The sequence below is a fragment of the Stagnihabitans tardus genome, from assembly GCF_009925085.1.
GTDB classification, from domain to species: domain Bacteria; phylum Pseudomonadota; class Alphaproteobacteria; order Rhodobacterales; family Rhodobacteraceae; genus Stagnihabitans; species Stagnihabitans tardus.
Map to the genome: position 1 here is coordinate 1 of NZ_JAABNR010000020.1, position 23,351 is coordinate 23,351.

The 23,351-nt window shown below is 63.1% G+C and carries 34 protein-coding genes; 1 reads left to right on the forward strand and 33 read right to left on the reverse strand.

Annotation, left to right across the window (positions count from 1 at the left end):
- Nucleotides 1-75: 75 nt before the first annotated feature.
- From GV832_RS16880 to GV832_RS17025, 30 genes are all read right to left on the reverse strand, one after another.
- A complete protein-coding gene (locus GV832_RS16880; RefSeq protein WP_168776057.1) occupies nt 76-840 on the reverse strand; it encodes an amino acid ABC transporter ATP-binding protein in 765 nt (254 codons plus the stop codon).
- A 10-nt stretch (nt 841-850) separates the two neighbouring features.
- The gene (locus GV832_RS16885) at nt 851-2,281 is read right to left on the reverse strand and encodes an amino acid ABC transporter permease (RefSeq protein WP_168776058.1); all 1,431 of its coding nucleotides are present in this window, start codon (nt 2,279-2,281) and stop codon (nt 851-853) included.
- A 1-nt stretch (nt 2,282) separates the two neighbouring features.
- Complete coding sequence (locus GV832_RS16890; protein WP_168776059.1) at nt 2,283-3,527, reverse strand: amino acid ABC transporter permease; 1,245 nt, start codon at nt 3,525-3,527, stop codon at nt 2,283-2,285.
- Nucleotides 3,528-3,617: 90 nt separating this feature from the next.
- Nucleotides 3,618-4,634, reverse strand: coding sequence for an amino acid ABC transporter substrate-binding protein (locus GV832_RS16895; RefSeq protein ID WP_168776060.1), 1,017 nt, complete (start codon nt 4,632-4,634; stop codon nt 3,618-3,620).
- 221 nt (nt 4,635-4,855) lie between these two features.
- Nucleotides 4,856-5,560 carry an ATP12 family chaperone protein gene (locus tag GV832_RS16900; RefSeq protein WP_168776061.1) on the reverse strand — a complete coding sequence of 235 codons (705 nt, stop codon included), beginning with the start codon at nt 5,558-5,560 and terminating at the stop codon, nt 4,856-4,858.
- On the reverse strand, nt 5,561-6,598 hold the full coding sequence (locus GV832_RS16905) for an RluA family pseudouridine synthase (protein ID WP_168776062.1): 1,038 nt from the start codon (nt 6,596-6,598) through the stop codon (nt 5,561-5,563). It abuts the gene before it with no gap.
- Nucleotides 6,595-6,942 (reverse strand): fluoride efflux transporter FluC, encoded by a 348-nt coding sequence (locus GV832_RS16910; RefSeq protein WP_435531771.1) that lies wholly within the window; start codon nt 6,940-6,942, stop codon nt 6,595-6,597. The genes GV832_RS16905 and GV832_RS16910 overlap by 4 nt, the downstream gene beginning before the upstream one ends.
- Nucleotides 6,943-7,075: 133 nt before the next feature.
- A complete protein-coding gene (locus GV832_RS16915; RefSeq protein WP_168776063.1) occupies nt 7,076-8,374 on the reverse strand; it encodes a replication-associated recombination protein A in 1,299 nt (432 codons plus the stop codon).
- A 184-nt stretch (nt 8,375-8,558) separates the two neighbouring features.
- Complete coding sequence (gene rplQ, locus GV832_RS16920; protein ID WP_168776064.1) at nt 8,559-8,972, reverse strand: 50S ribosomal protein L17; 414 nt, start codon at nt 8,970-8,972, stop codon at nt 8,559-8,561.
- A gap of 143 nt (nt 8,973-9,115) precedes the next feature.
- The gene (locus GV832_RS16925; RefSeq protein ID WP_168776065.1) at nt 9,116-10,132 is read right to left on the reverse strand and encodes a DNA-directed RNA polymerase subunit alpha; all 1,017 of its coding nucleotides are present in this window, start codon (nt 10,130-10,132) and stop codon (nt 9,116-9,118) included.
- Between the two features lie 116 nt (nt 10,133-10,248).
- The gene (gene rpsK / locus GV832_RS16930; protein WP_168776066.1) at nt 10,249-10,650 is read right to left on the reverse strand and encodes a 30S ribosomal protein S11; all 402 of its coding nucleotides are present in this window, start codon (nt 10,648-10,650) and stop codon (nt 10,249-10,251) included.
- 12 nt (nt 10,651-10,662) lie between these two features.
- A complete protein-coding gene (rpsM, locus tag GV832_RS16935) occupies nt 10,663-11,031 on the reverse strand; it encodes a 30S ribosomal protein S13 (RefSeq protein ID WP_168776067.1) in 369 nt (122 codons plus the stop codon).
- A gap of 174 nt (nt 11,032-11,205) precedes the next feature.
- Complete coding sequence (locus tag GV832_RS16940) at nt 11,206-11,856, reverse strand: adenylate kinase (protein ID WP_168776068.1); 651 nt, start codon at nt 11,854-11,856, stop codon at nt 11,206-11,208.
- Nucleotides 11,857-11,942: 86 nt separating this feature from the next.
- Nucleotides 11,943-13,301 carry a preprotein translocase subunit SecY gene (gene secY / locus GV832_RS16945; RefSeq protein WP_168776069.1) on the reverse strand — a complete coding sequence of 453 codons (1,359 nt, stop codon included), beginning with the start codon at nt 13,299-13,301 and terminating at the stop codon, nt 11,943-11,945.
- Nucleotides 13,302-13,402: 101 nt separating this feature from the next.
- Nucleotides 13,403-13,873: a 50S ribosomal protein L15 gene (rplO, locus tag GV832_RS16950; RefSeq protein WP_168776070.1), complete on the reverse strand. Its 471-nt coding sequence runs from the start codon at nt 13,871-13,873 to the stop codon at nt 13,403-13,405.
- A gap of 139 nt (nt 13,874-14,012) precedes the next feature.
- Nucleotides 14,013-14,555 (reverse strand): hypothetical protein, encoded by a 543-nt coding sequence (locus tag GV832_RS16955; RefSeq protein ID WP_168776071.1) that lies wholly within the window; start codon nt 14,553-14,555, stop codon nt 14,013-14,015.
- Nucleotides 14,556-14,655: 100 nt separating this feature from the next.
- Nucleotides 14,656-15,093: a GFA family protein gene (locus tag GV832_RS16960; protein ID WP_168776072.1), complete on the reverse strand. Its 438-nt coding sequence runs from the start codon at nt 15,091-15,093 to the stop codon at nt 14,656-14,658.
- A 72-nt stretch (nt 15,094-15,165) separates the two neighbouring features.
- Entirely contained in the window at nt 15,166-15,621 is a 456-nt protein-coding gene (locus tag GV832_RS16965) for a hypothetical protein (RefSeq protein ID WP_168776073.1), read from the reverse strand.
- 220 nt (nt 15,622-15,841) lie between these two features.
- Complete coding sequence (rpmD, locus tag GV832_RS16970) at nt 15,842-16,033, reverse strand: 50S ribosomal protein L30 (protein WP_168776074.1); 192 nt, start codon at nt 16,031-16,033, stop codon at nt 15,842-15,844.
- A gap of 1 nt (nt 16,034) precedes the next feature.
- The gene (rpsE, locus tag GV832_RS16975; RefSeq protein WP_168776075.1) at nt 16,035-16,619 is read right to left on the reverse strand and encodes a 30S ribosomal protein S5; all 585 of its coding nucleotides are present in this window, start codon (nt 16,617-16,619) and stop codon (nt 16,035-16,037) included.
- Between the two features lie 11 nt (nt 16,620-16,630).
- Nucleotides 16,631-16,990: a 50S ribosomal protein L18 gene (gene rplR, locus GV832_RS16980; RefSeq protein ID WP_168776076.1), complete on the reverse strand. Its 360-nt coding sequence runs from the start codon at nt 16,988-16,990 to the stop codon at nt 16,631-16,633.
- A 12-nt stretch (nt 16,991-17,002) separates the two neighbouring features.
- The gene (gene rplF / locus GV832_RS16985) at nt 17,003-17,536 is read right to left on the reverse strand and encodes a 50S ribosomal protein L6 (protein WP_168776077.1); all 534 of its coding nucleotides are present in this window, start codon (nt 17,534-17,536) and stop codon (nt 17,003-17,005) included.
- Between the two features lie 10 nt (nt 17,537-17,546).
- Nucleotides 17,547-17,939 (reverse strand): 30S ribosomal protein S8, encoded by a 393-nt coding sequence (rpsH, locus tag GV832_RS16990; protein ID WP_168776121.1) that lies wholly within the window; start codon nt 17,937-17,939, stop codon nt 17,547-17,549.
- Between the two features lie 16 nt (nt 17,940-17,955).
- Nucleotides 17,956-18,261, reverse strand: coding sequence for a 30S ribosomal protein S14 (rpsN, locus tag GV832_RS16995; protein ID WP_168776078.1), 306 nt, complete (start codon nt 18,259-18,261; stop codon nt 17,956-17,958).
- Nucleotides 18,262-18,277: 16 nt separating this feature from the next.
- On the reverse strand, nt 18,278-18,838 hold the full coding sequence (gene rplE, locus GV832_RS17000) for a 50S ribosomal protein L5 (RefSeq protein WP_168776079.1): 561 nt from the start codon (nt 18,836-18,838) through the stop codon (nt 18,278-18,280).
- Nucleotides 18,838-19,143, reverse strand: a complete 306-nt coding sequence (gene rplX / locus GV832_RS17005) for a 50S ribosomal protein L24 (protein ID WP_168776080.1) — start codon at nt 19,141-19,143, stop codon at nt 18,838-18,840. The genes rplE and rplX overlap by 1 nt, the downstream gene beginning before the upstream one ends.
- Nucleotides 19,143-19,511 (reverse strand): 50S ribosomal protein L14, encoded by a 369-nt coding sequence (gene rplN, locus GV832_RS17010; RefSeq protein WP_168776081.1) that lies wholly within the window; start codon nt 19,509-19,511, stop codon nt 19,143-19,145. Before rplN ends, rplX begins: the two co-directional genes overlap by 1 nt.
- 57 nt (nt 19,512-19,568) lie before the next feature.
- Nucleotides 19,569-19,817, reverse strand: a complete 249-nt coding sequence (gene rpsQ, locus GV832_RS17015) for a 30S ribosomal protein S17 (RefSeq protein ID WP_168776082.1) — start codon at nt 19,815-19,817, stop codon at nt 19,569-19,571.
- A gap of 10 nt (nt 19,818-19,827) precedes the next feature.
- On the reverse strand, nt 19,828-20,028 hold the full coding sequence (gene rpmC, locus GV832_RS17020; RefSeq protein WP_168776083.1) for a 50S ribosomal protein L29: 201 nt from the start codon (nt 20,026-20,028) through the stop codon (nt 19,828-19,830).
- Between the two features lie 179 nt (nt 20,029-20,207).
- Entirely contained in the window at nt 20,208-21,002 is a 795-nt protein-coding gene (locus GV832_RS17025) for a hypothetical protein (protein WP_168776084.1), read from the reverse strand.
- Nucleotides 21,003-21,194: 192 nt separating this feature from the next.
- Here GV832_RS17025 and GV832_RS17030 point away from each other — a divergent pair, with 192 nt between their 5' ends.
- On the forward strand, nt 21,195-21,638 hold the full coding sequence (locus GV832_RS17030; RefSeq protein ID WP_168776085.1) for a hypothetical protein: 444 nt from the start codon (nt 21,195-21,197) through the stop codon (nt 21,636-21,638).
- Between the two features lie 78 nt (nt 21,639-21,716).
- Here GV832_RS17030 and GV832_RS17035 read toward each other — a convergent pair whose 3' ends face one another.
- From GV832_RS17035 to rplP, 3 genes are all read right to left on the reverse strand, one after another.
- Nucleotides 21,717-22,340: a TIGR02466 family protein gene (locus tag GV832_RS17035; protein ID WP_168776086.1), complete on the reverse strand. Its 624-nt coding sequence runs from the start codon at nt 22,338-22,340 to the stop codon at nt 21,717-21,719.
- Nucleotides 22,341-22,420: 80 nt separating this feature from the next.
- Nucleotides 22,421-22,858, reverse strand: coding sequence for a hypothetical protein (locus GV832_RS17040; RefSeq protein ID WP_168776087.1), 438 nt, complete (start codon nt 22,856-22,858; stop codon nt 22,421-22,423).
- 67 nt (nt 22,859-22,925) lie between these two features.
- Nucleotides 22,926-23,339, reverse strand: a complete 414-nt coding sequence (gene rplP / locus GV832_RS17045; RefSeq protein WP_168776088.1) for a 50S ribosomal protein L16 — start codon at nt 23,337-23,339, stop codon at nt 22,926-22,928.
- Between the last annotated feature and the right edge of the window lie 12 nt (nt 23,340-23,351).

Sequence of the window (23,351 nt, forward strand, 5' to 3'; positions counted from 1 at the left end):
GGGGTCGGGGGGAGGGGTTCGCCCCTCCCCCCGCTTGGGCCCGCTGGGCGGCAGAACGGGTTTCCCGTTCTGCCCTTAGTGACCCAGGATCTGGCTCAGGAAGAGCTTCGTCCGCTCCGACTGCGGGTTGTTGAAGAACTCTTTCGGCTCGTTCTGTTCGACGATCTGACCCTTGTCCATGAAGATGACCCGGTTCGCCACGGCCTGGGCAAAGCCCATCTCGTGCGTCACGCAGAGCATCGTCATGCCCTCTTGCGCCAGCTCGATCATGGTGTCCAGGACCTCCTTGATCATCTCGGGGTCAAGCGCCGAGGTCGGCTCGTCAAACAGCATGATCCTGGGCTTCATGCAAAGCGAGCGCGCAATCGCCACCCGCTGCTGCTGACCGCCCGAGAGCTGGCCCGGATACTTGTGCGCCTGCTCGGGGATCTTGACCTTGCGCAGGAAATGCATCGCGGTCTCTTCGGCCTCTTTCTTCGGAACCTTGCGGACCCAGATCGGGGCGAGCGTGCAATTCTCCAGGATCGTCAGATGCGGAAAGAGGTTGAAGTGCTGGAACACCATCCCGACCTCTGAGCGCACCTTGTCGATGTTCTTCAGGTCATTGGTCAGTTCCGTCCCATCCACCACGATCTTGCCCGCCTGGTGTTCCTCCAGCCGGTTGATGCAGCGGATCAGCGTCGATTTGCCCGAGCCCGAGGGCCCGCAGATCACGATCCGCTCCCCCCTTTGCACCGTCAGGTCGATGTCGCGCAGCACATGGAAGGTGCCATACCACTTGTTCATGCCCGTGATCTGCACGGCCACTTCGTTCGAGATTTTCATAGCGGCTTCAGCCATTTGGGCACCCTCAGCGATGATCGGTTTTCAGCCGGGCTTCAAGATAAAGCGCATAGCGGCTCATCCCGAAACAGGCGACGAAGAAGATGGCGGCGACGAAGAGGTAAGGCTCCCAATAGGCCGCCTTCCAGTCGATATCGGCCCGCACGATGGCCGTGACCCCCCGCAGCGGGTCCATCAGCGACACGAAGCTGACCAGCGTCGTGTCCTTGAAGAGCCCGATGAAGACGTTGACGATCCCCGGAATGGAGATCTTCAAGGCCTGCGGCAAGATGATCAGCCGTTGCGCCTGCCAATAGTCCAGGCCCAGGGCATCGGCCGCCTCTTGCTGGCCCTTGGGCAGGCCCGCAAGGCCGCCCCGGATCACCTCGGCGATATAGGCCGCCGAAAAGAAGGTGACCAGGATGATGACGCGCAGGATGGTCTCGAACTGCACCTGCGGCGGCAGGAAGTATTGCAAGAGCAGCGATGCGGTAAAGAGCATCGTGATCAGCGGCACGCCCCGCACGAACTCGATGAAGCCCACCGAGAGCTTGTTCACGATGAACAGATCCGACCGCCGCCCCAGCGCCAGCAGGATGCCCAAGGGCAAAGCCATGCCGATGGACGACACCCCGATGATGAAGGCCAAAAGGAAGCCGCCGAAGTTTTCGCTCTCCACCGGGGCCAGCGCCAGAAGGTCATGCGGCAGGCTGGCCGTCAGCCGGGGCTCGATCACCGTCCACCACAGGAAGGCCGCCACGATGCCGATCCCCGCCGACAGCGGCACGCCAAGCCGCCCGCTGAACAGCTTGACCACGGCCCAGAGGATCACGAAGCCCCCCACGGCCAGGACCGGCCCCGACAGGGGCCCGCCCCACAAAAGCCAAACCGCGACAAAGGGATAGACCCCGGTCAGCACCAAAAGCTTCACCGGCCGATCCGAGGCCCAGGCCGCCAGCACAAAGACCGCGACCGCGATCCCCATGACCAGCAACGGCGCCCCCGCTCCGCCCAAGAGGACCAGCGTCAGGGCCGAGGTCGGCGCGATGATCCATTGCGCGTTCTTGCTGTCATCGGCAAAGAGCGGCGCCACCAGGGCCACCAGCATCAGGCCAAAGCACAGGATCGGGCGCCACCATTCCTCGGTCGGGTAGAAGCCGAAGAGATACTGCCCCCAGCGCTCGCGGATCACCGCCCAGCAGGCGCCCGAGGCATCGGGGCCAAAGCGCTCGGCGATGATCTCCAGGCATTGCAGGTGGCTGTCGGCCACCCAGACCCCGTGCCAGAGCCAAGGCAGGCCCAGGCTCAGGAACTCGTAAAGCACATAGATCGCGGCCAGGGTCAGGATGCTGTTCACCCAGCCCGAGAACAGGTTCTCGCGCATCCAGCCGATGACGCCCTGTTGCGAGGCGGGCGGCGGCGAGGGCTCCAGCATTTGCTTGCGGACATAAGCCGTCATCTCAGCGCTCCTTCAGCTTGACGGAGGCATTGTAGAAATTCAGCAGCCCCGAGAGGATCAAAGAGATCGAGAGGTAAATCCCCATCATCAACAGCATGCATTCCAGCTCGCGGCCCGTCTGGTTCATCGTGATCCCCCCCAGCGTGCCGCGCAGGTCAAGATAGCTGACGGCGATGCCCAGGGACGTGTCCTTGACCAGCGAGAGATAGTTGGAAATCTGCGGCGGGATGATCACCCGCAGCGCTTGCGGCAGGATCACCAGGCTCATGGTGCGCCCCGGGCGCAGACCCAGCGCAAAGGCCGCCTCGGACTGGCCCCGGCTGATCGCCTGGATGCCGCCCCGCACGACCTCGGCCGTGACGGCGGCGTAATAGAGCGACAGCGAGACCACCATGGCGGTGAAGGCATGGGCCAATTGCAGCCCGCCCTTGAAGTTGAAGCCCTTGAAGGTCGGGTAATCCAGGTGGAAGCCCATGGCGACCAGCAAGGCCACCACCGGCAGGACCACCACGGCCAGACCCGGCCAGAAGGTCCCGGGCCGCACGCCCGTCGCCTCTTGCACCCGGGTCGCACGGCGGCGGATCAGGCTCAAGACCCAGAAAGAGGCCATCAGCACCAGGATCACCGCCAGGCCCGAGGTGGGCAGGCCCGCGATCTCGGGCAGGGGGCGGTCCAGCACCGGGGCGGGCATCGTGGTGTAACGGTTGGTCACGGCGGCGATGCCGAGGAACATCTCCTCCTTGGCGACCCCGTCCACCACCTTGAAATCCTTGGGCTCGGGCGAGGCCTCGGAGAAGATGACATAGGCCAGGATGATCCACAAAACCAAGGGGATGTTGCGGAAGAGCTCGACGTAAAGCCCCATCAGCCGCGAGACGAGCCAGTTCTTCGACAGGCGCAAGACGCCGATCAGCACGCCCAGCACCGTGGCAAAGAAGGCCGCGATGATGGCCACGACAAAGGTGTTCACCAGGCCCACCATGGCCGCGCGGAAGTGGTTGTCGTCGTTGGTATAGGGGATCAGGGCCTGACCGATGTCATAGCCCGCCCGGCTCCACAGGAAGGAGAAGTCGATGTCCTTGCCCTTGGCCTCGAGATTGGCCATCAGGTTGCCGACCAGCCAGGACAGGGCCAGCAGAACCAGCACCAGCGCGACCACCTGGATCGTGATGCCTCGGTATCTTGTGTCGTAGATAAGTTGGCTCAGCCGAAACCCTTGTTTCGGCGGCTCGGTGGCATAGGCCATGGATTTCCCCCTGCGCGTCCTGCCGGTTCATGCCGGTCTGTTCGGACGTTATAAGTTGGGCGCGACCCAAAGGTCGCGCCCGGTGTCAGATCAACGGAAGGGCGGAGCGTATTGCAGGCCGCCCTGGGTCCAGAGCGCGTTCAGACCGCGCGCCAGCTTGATCGGGGTCGACATGCCGATATTGGCTTCGAAGATCTCGCCATAGTTGCCGTTGGCGGCGATGGCGGCCTTGGCGAAGCCGGCGTCGAGGCCGAGCATCTTGCCCATGTCGCCCTCAAGGCCCAGGAGGCGCTTGATTTCCGGGTCTTGGGTCGAGGTCGCGACTTCCTCGATATTGGCCTTGGTGATGCCCTTTTCCTCTGCGGTCAGCAGAGCGAAATAGGTCCAGCGCACCACGTCACCCCAGGCATTGTCGCCATGACGGACGACCGGGCCGAGGGGCTCCTTCGAGATGATCTCGGGAAGGATGATGTAGTTGTCCGGATCGGGCAGGGTCGCGCGGGTCGAAGCCAGGCCCGAAGCGTCGGTCGTATAGGCGTCGCAGGCCCCGGCGGTGAACTGGCGCAGCGCCTCACCGTCGTCGGCCACGTTCACCGGCGTATAGGTGATGTTGTTGGCCTTGAAGAAGTCGGCGAGGTTCAGCTCGGTCGTGGTGCCGGTCTGGATGCAGACGGTGGCGCCATCGAGTTCCTTGGCCGAAGAGACGCCGAGGTCCTTCTTCACCATGAAGCCCTGGCCGTCATAGTAGTTCACCGCGACGAAATCGAACTTCAGGTCGGTGTCGCGCGAATAGGTCCAGGTCGAGTTGCGGACCAGGAGGTCCACTTCGCCCGAGGCCAGGGCGGTGAAGCGGGTCTCGCCGGTCAGCGGCACGAACTTCACCTTGGTCTGGTCGCCGAAGACGGCAGCCGCGACGGCCTTGCAGAGGTCGACGTCGAAGCCATGCCATTCGCCCTTGTCATCCGGCGCACCAAAGCCCGTCAGGCCGGTGTTGGAACCGCAGTTCACCTCGCCCCGCGCCTTGATGTCGTCCAGCGTGCCGGCCGAAGCCAGGCCAGCGGACAGCGCCGCAGCGGTCAGCGTGCCGAGAAAGAGGGTCTTGTTCATTCATATCTCCCCATGATGCCCTGTTGGCAGGGCGGTTATCTATGTCCGATCTTGCACCGGACAAGGGTGGGTTGGCCCCACCAGTGCCGGGCAATATCCGCTAAAGCGGATGGATTGGTCAAGTTTATATCATCCAGACAAGGACAAGCGGATTTTTTAACCACGTTTTCGCGGCTTGCGGGCAGGATGTTTCTCCGCCCTGTTCCTCGCAGGCAAGAAACTTACCCGAGAAGGGCGAAGACGCGCGAAGCCGACAGGAAGTCGGCACGTTTCAGGGCCGCAACCTCGGCCGCCTCCTCGTCTTCGCCCCATTCCTCGGCCTGGAAGGTCTCATCGATTCGCGCGAGGTCCCAGGCTTCTTCGGGGGAGAGCCGCTTGTGGGCCACGGCCAGCGCCAGGATCAGCGACCCGGAGATGGCGACGAGGTCATGGAAGGCGGCAAGCTGAAAGGACGAAAAGCCGCCGAGATGGGAGCGCAGCGCGGTCAGCGCGGGCTCGGGCTGGGGCACATGCATGACACCCACCGTGACGGTCAGACGGGCCTGCAAAGCCTCGGCCGCCCAGTCGAGCAGAGGGTCCCAGCCCTCGGCCTGGCGGCGCACCAGTTCGGCCGGTTTCGCCGCCCGATAGCACAGAAGGTCGCTTCCGCCATATTCGGCCAGGTGATCGGCCACGGCCGCGACCATGGGCGCGACCTTGTCCAGCGCCGAATTGGCCATCCGCGTCGCTGGCATGGAATTGGGGTCGATCTTGCCGGTCTGGGCGTCCCATTCGCTGGCCACGAGACGCGCCAGCCCTTCGGTCGGCAGGACGAGCGGCGCCTTGGCCGGGGTCTTGACCGGGCGCGTGTCCAAGAGGACGGTCCAGCCGCCGTCGACGGCCTGGACCGTGGCGGCCTTCCAGAAGCGTTTCGGGGCCCAGCTCATTTATTGCCGATGCGTGAAAGGGTCCGCGGGGACATCATCTTCTTTCCAGTCCAGAAGCTTCCAGGTCTTGGCCATATGTTCGGGCAAGGGCGCGGTGAAGGTCATGATCTTGCCCGTCACCGGATGCTCGATCGTCAGCATCCGCGCATGGAGATGCAGCTTGCGCGACATGTCGCCCCCCGTGCCAGCCCCCCAGCCGTCGCCCATGTTCTCGGCCGTCGAGCCGCCGTATTTGCCGTCGCCGATGATCGGATGGCCGATTTCAGCCATATGGGCGCGCAGCTGGTGAGTGCGGCCCGTGACGGGCTCCAAAGCCATCCAGGACATGCGGGTTCCAAGGAACCAGAGCGTGAAGAAGTCGGTCTGCGCCCGCTTGGCATCGGGGAAATCGCCCATCTTGGCCGGGTGGACGCAGATCATCTTCTCATCGCCGCGCCCCATGGCGGCCTTCATCAGGCCGAACTTGACCGAGCCCTGCTTGGGGTTCGGACAGCCCGCCACCAGGGCCCAATAGATCTTGCGGGCCTCGCGGTGGCGCAGGGCCTCCGAGAGCCTGCGCGCCACGCGATCCGTCCGCGCCAGCATCAAGAGGCCCGAAGTGTCCTTGTCGAGGCGATGCACCAGCTTGGGCTTGTCCTTGTAGCCGAACTTCAAAGCCTCGGCGAGGCCATCGACATGACGCTCCCCCTGCCCCGAGCCGCCTTGGCTGGGCAGGCCAGCAGGCTTGTTCAGGACGATCATGTGTTCGTCCTTCCACAGCACGCAATCCAGGATCATCTGGGCATCGGTCTTGGAGATCTTGCCGTCGGGCTCATATTCCGGCGCGGGGCTGTCGGGCAGCGGCGGGATGCGGATCTCCATCCCCGGGGCGACGCGGTCGCTGGCCTTGGCGCGGCCCTTGTCGACCCGGATCTCACCCTTGCGGCACATCTTCTCGATCGCGCCTTGCGTGATCTGAGGAAAGTGCTTCTTCATCCAGCGGTCGAGGCGGCTTTCGCCCTCGTCCTCGGTGACGGTGATCAGTTGCACGGCGGTCATGGCATCAGCCTTTGGGTCAGGGCGGCGCCGATTGCGACAGCGGCCAGCGAGAGAAGAACGGAGAGGCCCGCATAAGTGGCGGCCTCGGCCAGGCGGCCGGACTGGGTCAGCCTGAGAGTATCCAGCGAGAAGGCTGAAAATGTGGTGAAGCCACCCAGAAGGCCGGTCAGGAAGAGCGGCGCCAGCGGGTGCTTGGCGAGCAGCACGGCCAGCACGCCCATGGCAAAGCAGCCCGCGACGTTGACGGCAGCCGTGCCCCAGGGGGCGCCGACCGCGGAAACGGTCAGATAGCGCAGGACAGAGCCCGCAGCGCCGCCAAGCGCGATCTGGAGAAGGGTGAACATCAGGTTTCCTTGGGGCGGGCGGGTCGAAATGTCAACCGTCGTGGGGGCGCTGCCCCCACACCCCCGGGATATTTGTGTCAGTATGAAAGCGAAAGAGGGAGGCTCTGTGGATTGGCTTGCTGGCTTGCGCGGATCACTCGGCGTTGCGGCGGGCGCGGAGCTTGGCGAAGTAGTCGATGCGCTTGATGAGTTCCCGTTCGAAGCCACGTTCGGGCGGGGCATAGTAGATGGGGCGCTTCATGCCGTCGGGGAAGTAGTTCTGGCCCGAGAAAGCGTCTTCCTGGTCGTGGTCATAGGCATAATCGGCGCCGTAGCCGAGGCTCTTCATCAGCTTGGTCGGCGCATTGCGGATATGCAGCGGCGGGGGGTGAGAGCCGGTCTCCTTGGCGGCCTGTCTTGCGGCCTTGTAGGCTTTGTAGACGCCGTTCGATTTGGGGGCGAGCGCCAGGTAGACCACGGCTTGCGCCAGGGACAGCTCGCCCTCCGGCGAGCCGAGCCGTTCGTAGGTGGCCCATGAGGCCAGGCAAAGCTCCTGCGCCTGGGGGTCGGCGAGGCCGATGTCTTCGACGGCCATTCTCGTGAGGCGGCGGGCGAGGAAACGGGGGTCCTCGCCGCCTTCCAGCATGCGGGCGAACCAGTAGAGCGCGGCATCGGGATCGGAGCCGCGGATGGATTTGTGCAGCGCCGAGATGAGGTTGTAATGCTCCTCGCCCGACTTGTCGTATTTCGCGGCCCGGCGCATCAGGCGGGTCGAGAGCGCCTCGGGGGTGAGCTTGTCCTTGACCGTCCAGGCGGAGACCTGCTCGATCAGGTTCAAGAGCGTGCGGCCGTCGCCATCGGCCATCTCGATCAGGGTTTCGCGGGCCGGGCCTGTCAGCGGCAGGGCGCGGCCAAGGTCTTGCTCGGCGCGCTGGGTCAGGCGTTCGAGGTCAATCGCGGTCAGGCGCTCGAGGACGATGACCTGGGCGCGGGAGAGGAGCGCCGCGTTCAGCTCGAAGGAGGGGTTTTCCGTCGTGGCGCCGACGAGGAGGATCGTGCCATCCTCCATATAGGGCAGGAATCCGTCCTGCTGCGCCTTGTTGAAACGGTGGATTTCGTCGACGAAAAGCAGCGTGCCCTTTTGGCGCAGTTTCGCGGTCTCGAAGACCTTCCGCAGATCGGGGACGCCGGTGAAGATCGCCGAGATCTGCACGAAGGCCAACTCGGTTTCCTGGGCGAGCAACCTTGCGATGGTGGTCTTGCCCACCCCCGGTGGCCCCCAAAGGATCAAGGAGGACAGCGACTTCGCGGCCAGCATGGCGCCCAGGGGCCCCTCGGGGCCCAGAACATGGGACTGGCCGATCACCTCCGCCAGGGTCTGCGGGCGCAGGCGGTCGGCCAGGGGGCGCGGACCTTCGGACTTGGGCTTGGGGCTATCGAATAGGTCGGACATGGGGGGAGGTTACAGGTTCGAGCCACTCTGCAAAAGAGCAGAGCACGAAAAACCCCCAACCTGGCCTTCTTGAGGCAAGGGCGCTTGGGGGCAATCCCCTGCGGCGAGGGGAGCGGGAAACCCCATGGCCCGGACATGCAAAAGGCCCGCGCGGGGCGGGCCTTTCGGGGAAGTCGGCAAGCGTTTACTCGGCGTCTTGGGCTTCAAGACGGGCACGGTCAACGGCGCCCTTGGCGTTCGGATCGCGGTCCACGAACTCGATGATCGCCATCGGAGCCATGTCGCCATAGCGGAAACCGGCCTTCAGCACGCGGACATAGCCACCCTGACGGTCCTTGTAGCGCGGCCCGAGGATTTCGAACAGACGGGCCACCAGACGCTCTTCCTTCAGCGAGGCCGAGGCCTGGCGACGGGCGTGCAGGTCGCCGCGCTTGGCCAGCGTGATCAGCTTTTCGACGATCGGACGCAGTTCCTTGGCCTTGGGCAGGGTCGTCTTGATCTGCTCATGCTCGATCAGCGAGCCCGCCATATTGGCGAAGAGCGCCTTGCGGTGCTCATGCGTGCGGTTCAGGCGGCGATAGCCAGCACCATGGTTCATAATAGTCTCCTATTCCATTTTGTTTTGTCTGGCGGGGGATCGTTCTTTCCCCGTCCGTTGGGTCTTGCGACCAGAGTTCCCCGGCAGCCCGGGCATTTTCGTCAAGGGTTCCACCCACGTAGGGTGGGTGAAACCCACCGTTCTTAGAACTGGTCCTCAAACCGCTTGGCCAGGTCTTCGATGTTTTCCGGCGGCCAGTCTTCGACTTCCATGCCCAGATGCAGGCCCATGCCCGACAGCACTTCCTTGATTTCGTTCAAGGACTTGCGGCCGAAGTTCGGGGTGCGCAGCATCTCGGCTTCGGTCTTCTGGATCAGATCGCCGATATAGACGATGTTGTCGTTCTTCAGGCAGTTGGCCGAACGGACCGAGAGTTCCAGCTCGTCGACCTTCTTCAAGAGCAGCGGGTTGAACTCGAGACCCGAATCCTCCACGCCCTTGCCAGCAGCCTCGGGCTCGTCGAAGTTGACGAAGACCGCCAGCTGGTCCTGCAGGATGCGCGCGGCATAGGCCACGGCGTCTTCGGGGGTCAGCGAGCCATCGGTTTCGACGCGCAGCGTCAGCTTGTCATAGTCCAGCACCTGGCCCTCACGGGTCGGGGTGACTTCATACGACACCTTTTTCACCGGCGAGAAGATCGCATCGATCGGGATCAGACCGATCGGCGCATCCTCGGGGCGGTTCTTGTCGGCCGAGACATAGCCCTTGCCGGTGTTGACCGTCAGTTCCATGTAGACATCGGCGCCGTCGTCCAGGTGGCAGATCACGTGGTCGCGGTTCAGGATCTCGATCCCCGAGGTCTCGGAGATGTCGCCAGCCACCACGACGCCCGGGCCCTTGGCCGAGATCGACAGGCGCTTCGGACCTTCAACATCCATCTTCAGACGGACGCCTTTGAGATTCAGGACGATGTCGGTGACGTCTTCACGCACGCCCGGCACCGAGGAGAACTCGTGCAGCACGTTGTCGATCTGCACCGAGGTGATCGCCGCGCCTTGCAGCGAGGAGAGCAGAACCCGACGCAGGGCATTGCCCAGGGTCAGGCCAAAGCCACGCTCCAGCGGCTCGGCGATCAGGGTCGCCGTGCGCTGCGCATCGGGACCATGCTTGGTCGCCAATTGCTGCGGCTTGATCAGTTCTTGCCAATTCTTGTGGATCATGCTGTCGCCTCCATACCTGCCCGCTGCCCATGTCCTTGACGGCGGACGCCCGAGGGTCGTTGAATAGCCGAAACCGGGCCGCGGAGGATCCGCAGCCCGGCCTTAGTCAGTAATGCTTAGACGCGGCGACGCTTGGGCGGGCGGCAGCCATTGTGCGCCAGCGGGGTCACGTCGCGGATCGAGGTGATGTTGAAGCCCACGGCGGCCAGCGCGCGCAGCGCCGACTCGCGGCCCGAACCCGGGCCCTGAACTTCGACTTCGATCGTCTTCACGCCATGTTCCTGAGCCTTGCGGCCAGCATCTTCGGCAGCCATCTGGGCGGCATAGGGGGTCGATTTGCGCGAACCCTTGAAGCCCATCGTGCCAGCCGACGACCAGGAGATCGCATTGCCCTGCACGTCCGAGATCAGGATCTTGGTGTTGTTGAACGAAGAATTGACGTGAGCAACGCCGGCGGCGATGTTCTTGCGCTCTTTCTTCTTGCCGCGCGACGCGGCGGATTTGGTATCCTTGGCCATCTGATCTACCCCTTACTTCTTCTTGCCGGCGATCGGCTTGGCCGGGCCCTTGCGGGTGCGGGCGTTCGTGTGGGTGCGCTGGCCGCGGACCGGGAGGCCCTTGCGGTGACGCAGGCCGCGGTAGCAGCCGAGATCCATCAGACGCTTGATGTTCATCGAGACTTCACGGCGCAGGTCGCCCTCGACGGTGAAGTTGGCGTCGATGTGTTCGCGGATCGCGAGCACTTCGGCGTCGGTCAGCTGGTTCACACGGCGGGCGCGGTCGATGTTCAACGCAGCGCAGATCTGCTCGGCGATATGGGCGCCGATGCCGGTGATGTACTGGAGCGCGATCGGAACGCGCTTCGCGGTGGGGATGTTGACGCCAGCAATACGTGCCACGCGTGTCTTCCTTTGCAGTTGCGGTTCCGTATCACCAGAACCTTTTTTCACAACCGAGGGTTTCCCCCCGAACGATCCCTCATCGTTGCCAATGAGAACCCCGGGCCGATTCCGCCCCGGGACACCGCGCTTTATGGGCTTTTCCGCCACGGGTCAAGGGGCGGAAGGCCCAATTCAACGCTTGTCAAGAACTTTCGCCACGGCCACGGCCACCGCATCGGGTTCCGCCATGCCATCGACGCCCGCCAGCTTGCCCTTGGCATAGTAATAGCCGATCAGCGGCGAGGTCTTCTTGTAGTATTCCATCAGCCGGGTCTTCAGCGCCTCGGCATTGTCATCGGCGCGGCGGTTCAGCTCGGTCCCGCCGCATTGGTCACAGGTGCCCGGAACCTTGGTGGGCTTGGTCTCGTCGTGATAGACCTCGCCGCAGCTCCGGCAGGTGAAGCGGCCCGACACCCGCGCCACGAGGGCCGCATCGTCCACCTGGATCTCGATGACCGAGGCCAGCTCCTGCCCCTTGCGCGCCAGGAGCTCGCCCAGGGCATCCGCCTGTTTCAGCGTCCGGGGGAAGCCGTCGAAGATGAAGCCCCCAGCGGCCCCGCCGTTCAGCTTTTCCTCGATCAGGCCGATGACAATTTCGTCCGTCACAAGCTGGCCAAGCGCCATGACATCGGCCACGCGCTTGCCCATCTCGGTCCCCGAGGTCTGGGCCTCGCGCAGCATGTCACCGGTCGAAAGCTGCACCATCTGCCGCTCGTCGACCAGTTTCTTCGCCTGCGTCCCCTTGCCCGCACCGGGCGGTCCCAGAAGGATGATATTGGTCATGATTCAGGTCCCTCCCCATTCACTTTCCCGTTAACGCAAGAAGGGGCCACTTTCCAGCGGCCCCTTGCCTCGCGTGACGTTTTGCCTCAGCGCCGCGCCGGCGCCTTGGGCGCCGTCCGCTTGCGTCCGCGCAACTGCGACTTCTCGATCAGCCCTTCGTATTGATGGGCCAACATATGCGACTGGATCTGGTTGATCGTGTCCATGGTCACCGACACGACGATCAGAACCGAGGTTCCGCCGAAGTAGAAGGGGATCGAGAACTGCGTGACCAGGATCGTCGGCAAGAGCACGACCGCCGCCAGGTAGAGCGAGCCCGCCACCAGGATGCGGTTGACCACGTAATCAAGGTAGTCCTGCGTCTTCTTGCCCGGACGGATGCCCGGCACGAAGCCGCCTTGCTTTTGCAGGTTCTCGGCCACGTCATCGGTCTTGAAGGCGACGTTGTGGGTGTAGAAATAGGCGAAGAACATCACCAGCGCGACCTCGAGCACGAGGTAGAGCGGCTGGCCATGGCCCAAGAGCGCCAGGACATAGCCCAGGATCGGGTTCGAGGTCTGGCCCGAGAAGGTCGCGAGAGTCGTCGGCAGCAAGAGCAGCGACGAAGCGAAGATCGCCGGAATGACGCCCGCCGGGTTCACCTTGATCGGCAGGTGGGACGAGCCCGCGTCGTAGATCTTCATGCCCACCTGGCGGCGGGGATACTGGATATGGATCTTGCGCAGCGCGCGCTCCATGAAGACCACGAAGAAGATCACCGCGACGACCAGGATCAGAGCGATCAGGATGACCCAGGGCGAGATGACGCCCGAACGGCCCTGGCTCAGGAACTGGGCCAGCGCGCCGGGGATTTCGGCCACGATGCCGGTGAAGATGATCAGCGAGACGCCGTTGCCGATGCCGCGCGCGGTGATCTGCTCGCCCAGCCACATCAGGAACATCGTGCCGCCGACCAGCGTGATCACGCAGGACAGCTTGAAGAACAGGTCCGGATTGTGCGCCAGCCCGCCCGAGGCGATCGAGGCCGCAATCGCCCAGCCCTGGAAGGCCGCGAGGCCCACCGTCGCATAGCGCGTGTACTGGTTGATCTTCTTGCGGCCCTGCTCGCCCTCTTTCTTCAGGCTCTCAAGCTGCGGGACCATCGAGGCAAGGAGCTGGACGATGATCGAGGCCGAGATATAGGGCATGACGCCAAGCGCGAAGATCCCCATGCGCGACAGGGCGCCGCCGGTGAACAGGCTCAGCATCCCGCCAAGACCCTGCCCCTGCCCCTCCATGAAGGAGCGCAGCGCGGTGCCGTCGATGCCCGGGACGGGAATGTAAGTGCCCAGGCGGTAGACCATCAACACGAGGATGGTGAAGAAGATGCGCTGGCGCAAATCGCTGGCCTTGCCGAGCGCGCCCCAGCTGAGGTTCGCCGCCATCTGCTCTGCTGCGGATGCCATATCGGGACTTCCTGTTGGCTTTGTGACAGCGCCGCCAAACCGGTTTCACCAGTTGGCGGCGCGAAGATAGATGTAGGAGGGCGCGTGCCCCCCCGCAAGCCTTATTCGGCAGCCGCCGCAGTCACGGTCAGCGAGCCACCAGCGGCCGCAACCGCTTCGATGGCCGAGGCCGAGGCGCCGGTGACGACCAGGTTCACCTTGGAGGTGATGGCGCCCTTGGCGAGGATGCGGATGCCGTCATGCTTGGACTTGGTCAGGCCAGCGGCGACCAGGGCGTCCTCGGTGATCGTGGCCGAGATGTCCAGCTTGCCGAGGGCCACGAACTTCTCGATCAGGCCGAGGTTGATGACGGCGAATTGCTTCTGGTTGGGCTTGTTGAAGCCACGCTTCGGCAGGCGCCGATAAAGCGGCATCTGGCCGCCTTCGTAGCCACCCAGGGCGACGCCCGAACGGGACGACTGACCCTTGATACCGCGACCAGCGGTCTTGCCCTTGCCCGAACCCGGACCACGCGCCACGCGCTTTTGCTTCTTGGCGGCGCCGGGATTGTCGGAAAGTTCATGCAGTTTCATGTCGCAAACTCCTATGCCGGAACTGCCTGGGCTGCGACGGCGCAGGCAAACACGGCGTTGATGATTCTTGCGGCGATAGGACGCCACCGGGGGCGTATAGCGGGGAGGGGGGCGGGGGGCAAGGGGCTTGGCTGTGGCCTCAGCCGCCCGCATCAATCGAGTCCGGCATAGGCTCCTCGACGTCGCGCCAGGACCTGAACGCCAGACCGGGATGCGTTTCCACGAAGATCCCGAGAAAGCGCAAGCCTTCGCCCTGGTCGTGATACCTGGAGGCCGGGGCTTCCGCCTCCAATGGCCCCGGGTGGCATCCGGCCTCGGGGGCCGGCTCTGAGGCGGCGCCGGGGTTGCCCTGCCGCGATGGCGGATCGATGAAGCGGGGAGGGCAGAGCGCGAAAACGACATAGTCGATGCCGTCGTCCAGAAGATAGCCCCCCTCGGCATCACGGTAGAGGGCGGAGCCCCTCCACCATCCCGTGTCCTCGAAGAGCTTCACGGTCTCGCTGCTCCACCCATCCGAGATGACCAACTGGCGGCTCCAGTCCGAGTGCCACCCGAACAGGGGCTGACCTCGAAGCACAACCGTCTTGCCATCCCCGAGGTCAGCCTCGGAGGTCACGGTCGGAACCCAGAACAGCCAGACACCCAGGCCAATGATCGTTGCCAGAAAGACTATCTTTTTCAAACTCTTTGCCTCAGGCCAGACCCGCCCACTGCGCTTGGTTGACACGTAGGGCGGGGCGCACCCCGCCGCTACCGGGTCGGCGGGGTGCGCCCCGCCCTACTCAATGCCCCGCAGGCCAGACGAACTCCGGCCGCAACCCGCCAAACACGGGACGACCATCCTGCGGCGCCGGGTAGCCCTTCGTCTCGTCCCAGAACGCATGGTAGGTCGCCTTGGGGAAGGCCGCGTCGTCGTAGCCCATCACGTTGGGCACGGCCACCCGGATGCGGCCCACCTTGTCGTCCAGCATCAGGACCGCGCCGCAGTCGGTGCAGAGGCAGATCTCCAGCGGACCATTCGGGTTCTGCGCGTTGAAGGGCACCCGCTTGATCTTCTCGGGATGATCCACCTTCACGTCGCCATGGTTGAAAAAGGCCACATGGGTCGTGTGCTGACCCGTGACCGCCTTGCAGACATTGCAATGGCATTCGTGGTTGTCGATCGGCTCGGCGTCGGTCGTCACATGGACATGGGCGCAACCGCCCGCATATTTGGACATGATTTCCTCCCTCTGGTTGGCGTGCCGCCATGGGCGACCCTAGCACGGCCCAAGGCCCGGGCGAGAGGAAATCTAGCTATAGGCCCGCGCCGAAAAGGCCGTGCGGATTGCCTTCTGCGCCTCGGCCTTGCACAGCGGGCAGACCACGAAATCCACCTTGTGCGGCTCCAGGGCGGGATGGATGTCGCTGTCCTCCCAGCGGTCGCCGTGGCGGCTGCGCAGGCACTGGCTGCAACAGCGGAGGGGCTCGCCCTGCGGCGCAATCGGCGGTGTCCTGCGACGGATCAGCTCCAGCGGGCGATGCGACAGGCGCAGGCCATTCTCGGCCAGGGGCTCGATCAGAAGCTCGTAAAGCCGCCATTCCTCGATGCTGTCGCAGCGATAGCGCACCGAGACGCTTTGCCCCGCGCTGCGCGCCGCAAAGAGCAGCGCATTCATGTAGCTGCGCGTGTCCAGACCCGTGACGAAATCCCAAATCGGCCGCCCGATGATGGCACGCGCCACGGCAGAGGGGCAGTCATTGGTCATGGCAAACCCATCCCAATTTGCGCTGACCGACAGGATGCGATTCTGTCCAGAGAGTTCATACACACGCACGGCCCGACTCCCCATTCCACGACTGGAGAATTCCCGGCAAATCTTAACAAATCGTTAACTTGGCGGATCGTTCAATAAGATTGCATATACCTGGCCCAAAGAAAAAGCGCCCCGGTTTGACCCGGGGCGCCCTTGTTCCGTTGAAGATCGCTTAGCCGCGCTCTTCGATGATCTTCACCAGGTGAGAGATCGAGTTCACCATGCCGCGGACGGAGGGCGTATCCTCCAGCTCACGGGTGCGGCGGATCTTGTTCAGACCCAGACCCTTGAGGGTCGCGGTCTGCACGGCCGGACGGCGCGCGGCCGAGGCATATTGCTGGACGACGATGGTCTTCTTGGTCATCTCAGGCCTCCGCCACTTCGGCTTCCGGCTTGCGGAGGATTTCCGCAACCTTCTTGCCACGACGCGCTGCAACCTGACGCGGCGAGGTTTCGGACTTCAGCCCATCCACCGTCGCACGGATCATGTTGTAGGGATTGGTCGAGCCGATCGACTTGGCCACGACGTCCTGCAGACCCAGCATTTCGAAGACGGCACGCATCGGGCCGCCCGCGATGATCCCGGTCCCGGCAACGGCCGTCCGCATCACGACTTTCCCGGCGCCATGACGGCCTTCCATGTCGTGGTGCAGGGTGCGGCTGTCCTTCAGCGGAACCTTGATCAGGCTGCGCTTGGCCTGCTCGGTCGCCTTGCGGATCGCCTCGGGCACTTCTTTCGCCTTGCCCTTGCCGAAGCCCACGCGACCACGCTGGTCACCGACAACCACCAGGGCTGCAAAGCCGAAGCGCTTGCCGCCTTTCACGGTCTTGGAGACGCGGTTGATCGCAACCAGGCGTTCGCCGAACTCGGAAGCTTCTTCGCGGTTGTTATCGCGGTTCTGGCCACGGCCATTGCCACGATCGTCCCGGCGGTTTTCACGTTCTGCCATTTAAATTCTCCTCAGAACTTCAGGCCGCCTTCACGGGCAGCGTCGGCCAAAGCCTTGATCTTGCCGTGAAAGAGGAAACCACCGCGGTCGAAATAGCACTCTTCGACCCCAGCCGCTTTGGCACGTTCCGCGATCGTGGCGCCGACTTTCGCAGCCGCCTCGATGTTGTTCTTGCCGACGAAGCCCAGTTCTTTCTCGAGCGTCGAGGCAGAGGCCAGGGTGACCCCTTTCACGTCGTCGATCAGTTGGACCATGATATTCTTGGAAGAGCGGTGGACCGACAGGCGAAGACGCCCATGAGCCACTGCCTTGATCCGGTTCCGCACACGCACACGGCGCTTGAGGAACAGCTCTCGCTTGTTGTTCGCCATTTCTCTCGCCCTTTACTTCTTCTTGCCTTCCTTGCGGAAGATGAACTCGCCCTTATAGCGGATGCCTTTGCCCTTGTAGGGCTCGGGCTTGCGCCATTCGCGGATGTTCGCGGCGACCTGACCAACGGCTTGTTGATCGATGCCTTCCACCACAAGTTCGGTCTGCTTGGGCGACGAAACCGTCACGCCAGCGGGAACCTCAAACACGACTTCATGGCTGAAGCCCAGCGAGAGCTGGACGTCTTTGCCCTTCATCGCGGCGCGATAACCCACGCCCTGGATTTCCAGTTCCTTCTTGAAGCCGGTGGTGACACCGGTCACGAGGTTCTGGATCATCGAGCGGGACATGCCCCACTGCGACCGAGCGCGCTTGGACAGGCCACGCGGGGTGACCTTGACCGCTTCGCCTTCGACCGTGATGGTGACATCGTCCCCAGCGGTGAAGGAGCGGGTGCCTTTCGGCCCCTTGACTTCGATGGTCTGACCCGAGACCGAGGCGGTGACACCCTTGACCAGGGCGACGGGCTTTTTGCCGATACGAGACATCTTGCCCTCCTCAGAACACGGTGCAGAGGACTTCGCCGCCAACATTGGCCGCACGGGCATTGGCATCGGTCATCACGCCCTTGGGGGTCGAGACGATGGCGATACCAAGACCATTGCGCACCTGGGCGATGTCCTTGATGGAGTTGTAGACGCGACGGCCGGGCTTCGACACGCGCTTCAGTTCGCGAATGACCGGGGTGCCTTCGTAGTACTTCAGGCTGATGGTCAGTTCGCCCTGGCCGTTGGCGGTCTCGGCCTTTTCATAGCCGCGGATATAGCCTTCCGCGACCAGCACGTCCAAGACCCAGGCCCGCAGCTTGGAAGCCGGGGTCGAGACGGTGGACTTGCCGCGCATTTGGGCGTTGCGGATGCGGGTCAGCATATCGCCGAGAGGATCGTTCATCATCTTGCGATACTCCTTACCAGCTCGACTTCACCATGCCGGGGATCTGGCCGAAGGAGGCCAGGTCACGCAGCATGATGCGGCTGAGCTTGAGCTTGCGGTAGAACGCGTGCGGACGGCCGGTCAGTTGGCACCGGTTGTGCATACGCGTCGCGGAAGAGTTGCGGGGCATCTGGGCAAGCTTGTGCGTTGCCTTGAAGCGCTCTTCCATCGGCTTGGTCTGGTCGGCGATCACCGCTTTCAGCGCGGCGCGCTTGGCTGCGTGCTGCTGCACGAGCTTGGCGCGCTTCACTTCGCGGTTCACCATGGATTTTTTGGCCATTCTTGGTTTCCTCGCGTTACGACGTGAAGGGCATCTTGAAGTGCTTCAACAGCGCCTTCGCTTCCGCATCCGTCTTGGCGTTGGTGCAGATGATGATGTCCATGCCCAGAACTTCGTCGACTTTGTCGAAGTTGATTTCCGGGAACACGATATGCTCTTTCAAGCCCATCGCGTAGTTGCCACGACCGTCGAACGCCGTGCCCTTGACGCCGCGGAAGTCGCGGACGCGGGGCAGTGCGATCGTGATCAGGCGATCGAGGAATTCATACATCCGGTCGCCACGCAGGGTAACCTTGGTGCCCAGCGGCATCCCTTCACGAACGCGGAAGCCCGCGATCGAGTTCTTGGCCTTGGTGATCACGGCCTTTTGGCCCGCGATCAGCGTCAGGTCGTCAGCAGCTTGCTTGACCTTCTTGGTGTCCTTGACCGCTTCGCCGACGCCCATGTTCAGGACGATCTTGTCCAGACGGGGGATCTGCATGTCGTTCGTGTAACCGAACTCGGTCTTCATCGCGGCGCGGATCGTGGCCAGGTATTCGGCCTTCAGGCGCGGCGTATAGGTGGCAGCGTCCAGCATCAGATCGCCTCCCCGGTGGTCTTGGCGTAACGGACCTTCACTTCGCCTTCCATGCGGAAGCCGACGCGGGTCGCTTTGCCATTGGCGTCAACGATGGCGAGGTTGGACAGGTCGATCGGCATCGCCTTGGCGATGCGGCCGCCCTGGCTGTTGGCCGATTGCTTGGTGTGGCGGATCGCCATGTTCAAGCCGTCGACGATGGCCTTGCCGTCCTTGGGCGACACGGACGAGATCTCGCCCTGCTTGCCCTTGTCCTTGCCGGTGAGCACGACGACCTTGTCGCCCTTGCGGAGTTTCGCAGCCATTACAGCACCTCCGGCGCGAGAGAGATGATCTTCATGAAGTTCTTCGCGCGCAGCTCGCGCACGACCGGCCCGAAGATACGGGTGCCGACCGGTTCGCCCTGGTTGTTCAGGATGACGGCGGCGTTCCGATCGAAACGGATCGCGGTGCCGTCTTCACGGCGGACTTCCTTGGCGGTGCGGACGACGACGGCCTTGCGGACGTCCCCCTTCTTCACCTTGCCTTTGGGAATTGCTTCCTTGACCGACACCACGATGATGTCGCCCACGGATGCATAGCGGCGGTGCGAACCGCCCAGAACCTTGATGCACTGAACTCGGCGAGCGCCCGAGTTGTCAGCAACATCCAGGTTGGTCTGCATCTGGATCATTGGTTGTCTCCGACCTTTGGGGACCCTTCAGGCCCCAGGGTTTCGTTCAGTTGCGGTTCACGCCGTCGCCTGGGCGACGTCGGTGATCACAATCCAACGCTTCGACTTCGAAATCGGCGCGCATTCCTCGATGCGGACCACGTCGCCTTCCTTGAACGTGTTCAAGGGGTCATGAGCGCGGTACTTCTTGGATTTGCGGATCGTCTTCTGCAGCACGGGGTGCTTGAAGCGGCGTTCGACCAGAACCGTGACGGTCTGTTCGTTCTTGTCCGAGGTGACGACACCTGAAAGGATACGCTTGGGCATCTGTCTCTCCTCAGTTCGCAGCCGCGGTGGCCATTTCGACCAGCACGGTTTTCACGCGGGCAACGTCCTTGCGGACCTTGTTGATGCGTGCGGTATTTTCGAGTTGGTTGGTCGCGGCCTGAAAGCGCAGGTTGAAGGCTTCTTTCTTCAACGCCACCAGCTGCTCGCGCAGCTGATCAGGGGTCTTGGAGCGCAGCTCTTTAGCGTCCATGTCGTCCTCTTTCTCTGTCACCAGACGGCCCCGAGGGTCACCGTTTGCCTGGTGGATGAATATAATACCGACGATTCCGAGTCGCCCCGGAACCGCAGATGCGCCCGTATAGGGGGGTTGGGGCTGTGGGGCAAGGGGGAAGTTGGATTCAGTGCTTCTCGCTCGTGAGTGCCATGGCATCATCTCCAGCGTCCAAATGTGAACACGGACTGAAGCCGCCGCTTTGCTCTGGCAAGCAGGGGCGACTGCTTCACAGGCCGGATTTCGCACAGTGGCTGACCATCGAAATGAATATTGATCAGCATGGTTGCTGCAACCATCACGACCAAAGACGTGCCGTTCAGAACCTCTGTGCCACTTCTCTCCAGCGCAAGATGGGTTGCGCCTTTGCGCCCTGCGGGCAGCGTCTCAGCTGGAGGTCCGAAGGTAAGGTGACGCGAGGCCCTTTCCAGCACCTCTTCCCTTTGGTTTCTCGATGTGTCGTGGTGCGCACCGCCGTGCTTATTGCAGGCAAACCGGACCACCTCATCCAAAGGAAATACTACGCCTTCGAAAAAGAGCGACGGTCGCTTCATCGCGTATCCAAGCCGAACCATTTTGACCCCAACTGTCGCCATCTCTGCTGCCCAAGTCGGCGGTGTGTCGATACGAGATGCATATAGTTGCATCATTGGGCGGCCATCAAATTTGACCCCCACTGATAGGTAATAGTCTATACTTGCGTCGTTCTTCGCCTTTTCGAATAGATGACCGTCGTCTTGGACCGGAAAGGTGACGCTCACCCCAAGGCGGCGCGTTAGGTTACTCAACTCGTTATCGCACAACCAACGCCGCACGATTACCGACGCTTGACGGATATGTCGTTCTTGAACCGGCCCGTTTGTGAAGGTGAGTTCGACGAGACTCCGCAGGTCGTCTTCGAAGAGGCGTTGTAGCTGGTCAGGCTCTTCCGTGTTCCCTGCATTCACTGCCACAAGCGCCCCTCACCCCAAATCATAATTTACGCTCACCGAGATCCGCTCTTCCTCGGCAATGTTCATCCGCACCTCATTGTAGCGACGGTCTCACCGCCCCCCTCCCCCGTCAACCATTTCGCCAATCTTCTCCCGCATAATCCCCTCCGACCTAACCCGGAGCCCGCCTTGCGCCTTGTCCTCACCTGCCTCATGACCCTCTCCCCCCTGCCCGCCCTGGCCCAGGAGGTCGATCTCTCCTGGCTGATGGAGGCGCATTATGCCGCCTCATCGACCACGGCCGAAGGCGTGACGGGCGATTTCGATCTTTCGGCCGAGGATTGGGTCTGGACGCTCGACTTCGCGAATGGCGCCAGCCTCGATACCAGCTTTGTCGAGCAGCGCTCCTCGGCCTGGAAGCCCAGCGACGGAGAGGTCTGGGCCGGTGCCGTGCTCGAGGTCGAAGAGGACCCGGGCGAGCTGGAAAACGGCAACACGCTCTGCGGCGCGGAGGAGGCGAGCTTCATCGTCTTCACCCCGGTGGACGAGGCCCAGATCGGCGCCGCGCTGCAAATCGCCGTCTTCTCGGGCGAGACCCCGCCCGAGAACATCGAAGACCCCAGCCTCTGCGGCACCTATATCTACGAAATCCGGTAGAACGGCCCTAACAAAAGGTTAACAAGAGACAAAGACTCCGCCGAGATCAATGGCTTGGCGGTTCTTGCACGCGTGCAATCACGCCCAGCCATAGTTGAAGCTGACCGAGATCCGCTCTTCCTCGGACATGTTCATCGGCACCTCATGCCGCAGCCAGCTCTCCCAGAGAAGAACCTCCCCCACCTCCGGCTTCACATAAACAAAGGGCTGCAACTTCTGCGCCGCATCCTTCTTCCGAAGGGGCGCATGCATCATCATCGCGTGGCGCGGGTCCTCCAGCTTCAGCGCCGAGGCCCCCTCCGGCATCGCCATATAGGTCGTCCCCGAGATCACCGAATGCGGATGGATATGGGAGGCATGCATCCCCCCCTCCGGCAGGATGTTGATCCAGAAGCTGTCGCATTTCAGCTTCTTGCCCTGAAGATCAAACCCCAGGTCCTCGACGAAAGCCGCGACATGCTTGTCCAAGGCCTTTTGCAGATCGGCAAAGATCGGCGCCCGCCAGGGAAGGTCATTCAACGAGGCATAAGAGGTATAGCCCGGATAGCCATTCTCCTCGCACCACTCCTGCCCCGCCTCGTCATCCTCCGCCATGGCCTCGCAGGTCTGGCGCAGCTCCTTGTAATCGACCTTTGTCTTGGCCAACTCGTTCAGCTTGGCGCGGTAAAGACGGGTGACAAACAGCGACGAGATTTCGGCCATGGAGTGTACCCCGGGATCAACGGGCAAAGTCGCCCGCCTCCGTTTCCCACAAGGGCCTGCCTCACGCAAGCGTCGGCTGTTCAGCTTTCCGGTCGCATCAACCTAGCGTAAAGCCCGTCGCCGAGGTCCAGCAACACCGCTCTGCTCCCCGTCTGAACCAGAAGCTCCAAAGGCCCCTCCCCGCCGCAATCGAGCGCCGACATTTCGACCGCGTAGACACCCTGCCCCGCGACCAGCCCCACGGAGGCCCAACTCCCTCCCGCAGAACCAAAGCTCTCCGCATCGTCCCGCAGGTTCACCGGTTGCGCAGGGGCCATGTCGCAGAAGAGCCCGCCCGGAAGTTGAAGTCGCGCGCCCGAGAGTGTCACCTCTTTCCCTTGAAGGCGGATCGACAGATCAGACTCGCCGACGGAAACGCCAGGTGCAAGCACCTCCGCGACGTGCCAGGTCCCGTCAAGATCCAAGGCCCCGGCAAAGGCCGGACCTGCCGCCAGGATGAATACCATAACCCGCAACATCGCCGTCCTCCACAAGCAAAAGGGCCGAGGTTTCCCCCGGCCCTTTCCGTAACATGGCAAGCGAGGCTTACCAGTCTTCCTTGGTGATGATCCGCGAGGTCACCGGCAGCTTCATCGCGCCGAGGCGCAGGGCCTCGCGGGCGATGGCTTCCGACACGCCGTCGATCTCGAACATGATCCGGCCGGGCTTCACCTTGGCCGCCCAGTAGTCGGTCGAGCCCTTGCCGGAGCCCATCCGGACTTCGATCGGCTTGGCCGAGACCGGGACGTCCGGGAAAATCCGGATCCAGACACGGCCCTGACGCTTCATGTAGCGGGTGATCGCGCGGCGAGCCGCTTCGATCTGCCGCGCCGTGACGCGCTCGGGCTCGGTGGCCTTGAGGCCGAAGGAACCGAAGTTCAGCAGGAACCCACCCTTGGCTTCGCCATGGATGCGGCCCTTGTGCATCTTGCGGAACTTGGTGCGCTTGGGTTGCAGCATCTCTTCTCTCCC